At 46.5% G+C, this 3,006-nt stretch carries 4 protein-coding genes and 1 pseudogene; all 5 read right to left on the reverse strand.

The features are described 5' to 3' along the window. Positions 1–128 precede the first annotated feature (128 nt). Positions 129–515: a DUF1257 domain-containing protein gene (locus QUB70_RS32145; RefSeq protein WP_293149026.1), complete on the reverse strand. Its 387-nt coding sequence runs from the start codon at positions 513–515 to the stop codon at positions 129–131. A gap of 40 nt (positions 516–555) precedes the next feature. After that, complete coding sequence (locus QUB70_RS32150; RefSeq protein WP_015176940.1) at positions 556–765, reverse strand: DUF2997 domain-containing protein; 210 nt, start codon at positions 763–765, stop codon at positions 556–558. 410 nt (positions 766–1,175) lie between these two features. After that, a complete protein-coding gene (locus QUB70_RS32155) occupies positions 1,176–2,033 on the reverse strand; it encodes an ABC transporter permease (RefSeq protein WP_332985855.1) in 858 nt (285 codons plus the stop codon). Between the two features lie 44 nt (positions 2,034–2,077). Next, complete coding sequence (locus tag QUB70_RS32160; protein WP_332985856.1) at positions 2,078–2,764, reverse strand: hypothetical protein; 687 nt, start codon at positions 2,762–2,764, stop codon at positions 2,078–2,080. Further along, positions 2,761–3,006 (reverse strand): annotated as a pseudogene (locus QUB70_RS32165) (hypothetical protein); the annotation flags it as partial. The gene QUB70_RS32160 and the pseudogene QUB70_RS32165, both read right to left, overlap by 4 nt.

Genomic DNA, 3,006 nt, shown 5'->3' on the forward strand with positions numbered 1-3,006 from the left:
GTAGGCAGGATAAATCCTGCAACTCCCTTTCATCCCCGGACTGAAGTCACGGGGTTTTCAGGGTATTTCCTATAAGTCCGCGCAGGCGGACTTTGATGAAACAAGATTGCAAAAATCTCGCAAAACTCTTAAGCGCACCAGCGCTGAACCACCAAGCGGATCGAACCGTCTTGATTTTGCTTTTGCTCAGAAACTTGGAAACCCTGCTTAGCGCTTTCATTCACCACAGTATGGTAAGCGTAGCGCTGAGTCACCTTATTGAGAAAACGGTCTACAGACCAAGCTTGCTGCCAAAACTGCAAATCAGCCACCAATTCATACTCAGTCCCGTTCCAGCTAAAACCTAGGTCATAGCCGTTTTCTTGCTCGATCACCACCTCAGCGGTGCTGGTTAGGCCGCGATAGCCTCGCACCTCAGTCGGGCCCGACTTCCAGTCGATACCCAAGTCAGTTAAAGCAGATTCCAAAGAATTCAAATTGCGGATCTGGGTCTTAATTTGGCTAAAGTGTGACATGGTGATTCCAAAAAAATTTAAGTGAACTCAACAAAAAAAATTACCAATCGCTAAAAGCCACTTGGGCCGTCGCTTCGGCTGACTGATGCAGCGCTTGCGTGAAATATTCAGATGTTGACTCTTGATGAAGCACCACGCCGAGCTGAGCTTCGATCGCAGCCGTTACCTCAGCGCAGGAAGCACCGACAATGCCGGTGACTGTTTCCTGTACGCGGCCATCTGGATAGATCACAAACTCTAGTGTTTCCATAATCCGGGCTGACTGAATAGGAATAGTGAGAACAGACACCGACACCAGCAAGCCAGGGACGATGCCTCATGAAGTCGCTTCTTGAGAGTTGGCTGACTGACAAACCGCTATATCAATTTTGACGAATTGATAGGTTTTGAGTCAGAACTTAACAGAACTTATTAATAGGTAGAAGCAATACATCAGTTGTATGTAAAGTTTCGCGTAGATTGTGACAGCAGTCAAGCACCTGAAGGAAGAAGGAAGTTCGGCAACGGATTGTGTAACGGATGTAACGGATGTAACGGATGGATGTTGAGGTTCGAGGGTAGAACGAGGATGTTTCCCACTCTCCCACTCTCCCCCTCTCCCACTCTCCCCCTCTCCCACTCTCTCACTCTCCCACTCTCCCCCTCTCCCACTCTCCCCATCTAATTCCCTCTGGGATCTAAAACGTCTCGCAGGCCATCGCCCAAAAGGTTGAAACCAAGAACAGTCAAGGTAATCAGCAAACCTGGAAACAAAATAGTCCAAGGAGAAGAAAGAGCGTATCCGCCCTTAAAAGCATCAGAAAGCATCGTCCCCAACTCAGGGGCGGGCGGCTGTGCGCCCAAACCCAAAAAACCCAAACCGGCAGCTTCTAGTGTCGCCGTACCAGTGGAAAGAGTTGCTTGTACAACTAGAGGCGCGAGACTTCCCGGCAAAATGTGGCGAAAAATAATCCGCAAGTCGCTTGCGCCCAAGGCCTTGACAGCTAAAACAAATTCTTGTTCCCGCAGAGACAGCACCATACTGCGAGTTAAGCGGATGTAAATCGGAATTTGCACGAGGCTGACGGCGATAATTACGCTTTGCAGGCTCGGCCCTGTGACGGTAACAACGCCGATCGCCAGTAAAATTGAAGGAAAAGCTAGCAAAATATCCGCCAAAGTGCCGATCGCAATTTCCAGCAACCCCCGAAAATACCCCGCCACCAGCCCCAAAAGCGCTCCCACAATTAAACCCGCACCCACAGAAACCAGGCTGACGAGTAAAGATATCCCCAATCCGTGCCACACCCGCACCAACAAATCCCGCCCCAAACCGTCGGTGCCAAACCAATGTTTAGCGCTAGGAGCGACTAAGCGCAACAAATAATCTCGATCGACCGCAGCATCGTAGGGGGAAAGTACGGGGGCTAACAGTGCCGATACCATCAGCGCTACAGTCAAAATTAAGCCGATTTTCCCGGAGGTCGATCGGCAAAATCGTTGAAAAGCTGGTTGTTGAAATACTAAATTTTTATTCAATCTTCGATTTTCCATCTTTTGCTGTCACCAAAAAAACTCAGGACTTATTGCGGAACCTCTGGGTACCCAGATGCCTGTGGTGCCCATAAACTGATTAATTGATTGACAAGAGCTAGCAATTCAGATACAGACTCATTGACTTCGGGTGTCTGAAATCCATGAATAAATCGGTTTCTTACGCTTAAAAGTAGCATTGCTCGATCGTACTCTTCGATTGAAAGTTCTCCTTGGGAATACATATGTTTGATCAGAGATACAGTTGGAAATCTTTCAATGGGAATAGTAACTTCCTCAGCTCGTCTACGCAGGAGTGCTTCAATTGTTCCCCAAAGTGATAAAAACGCGCCTTCATTTTCTCCTAATGAGATCAGACGTTCGCCCTGTGTTTTTCTACTAAAAACTTGTTCCCAAGATAATAGATTGACTTCATTGTCTTCGTCTTTCAGTAAAGCATCTTCAGTAATTAACAAGAAACGCCAGCCTGTATTTTTAGAGACTATTTCAGCAATTTCTTTCAACCTGTCTATGGATGTTTGTCTGGCAGAACGTTTGAATTCGATTATGTAACCTTCGGCTTCGTTCTTTTTTACAATCAAATTTGGACGATATGTCCCTAAATCGAAAGGGATCTGTTCGGGTTCAGGGTCAACCAATACTGTATAGCCTTCTTGTCGGTATTTTTCGGCAATTTTAGACACTGATTTGTCCTGTATCAATTTAGTAGCGGTCATAGATAACTCTCTAATGCTTTTGCTGAATTTATTCTAACGTAAACGCAGTCGCTGCCAGATATTATGCCACGGAGCAACAATGACGGACATAAAGCAACGTCAAACGTGTCACTAAGCGAGCGACGATGAGCCTCCACATCTGTGACAAGTGAATCATCCTCATAAACTAATAGACCTCTTGCAAAAATAACTAGGACGGGCAAGATGCCCATCCCACAAAATTTTTTTTCTTGTGGAATGGG

Origin of the sequence: Microcoleus sp. A003_D6 (assembly GCF_036702825.1) — a bacterium.
Taxonomy (GTDB): domain Bacteria; phylum Cyanobacteriota; class Cyanobacteriia; order Cyanobacteriales; family Microcoleaceae; genus Microcoleus.

Excerpts from the sequence above, each read along its gene's own strand:
- QUB70_RS32145 (WP_293149026.1), bottom strand. The coding sequence starts at position 515 with ATGTCACACTTTAGCCAAATTAAGACCCAGATCCGCAATTTGAATTCT.
- QUB70_RS32150 (WP_015176940.1), bottom strand. The coding sequence starts at position 765 with ATGGAAACACTAGAGTTTGTGATCTATCCAGATGGCCGCGTACAGGAA.
- QUB70_RS32160 (WP_332985856.1), bottom strand. The coding sequence starts at position 2,764 with ATGACCGCTACTAAATTGATACAGGACAAATCAGTGTCTAAAATTGCC.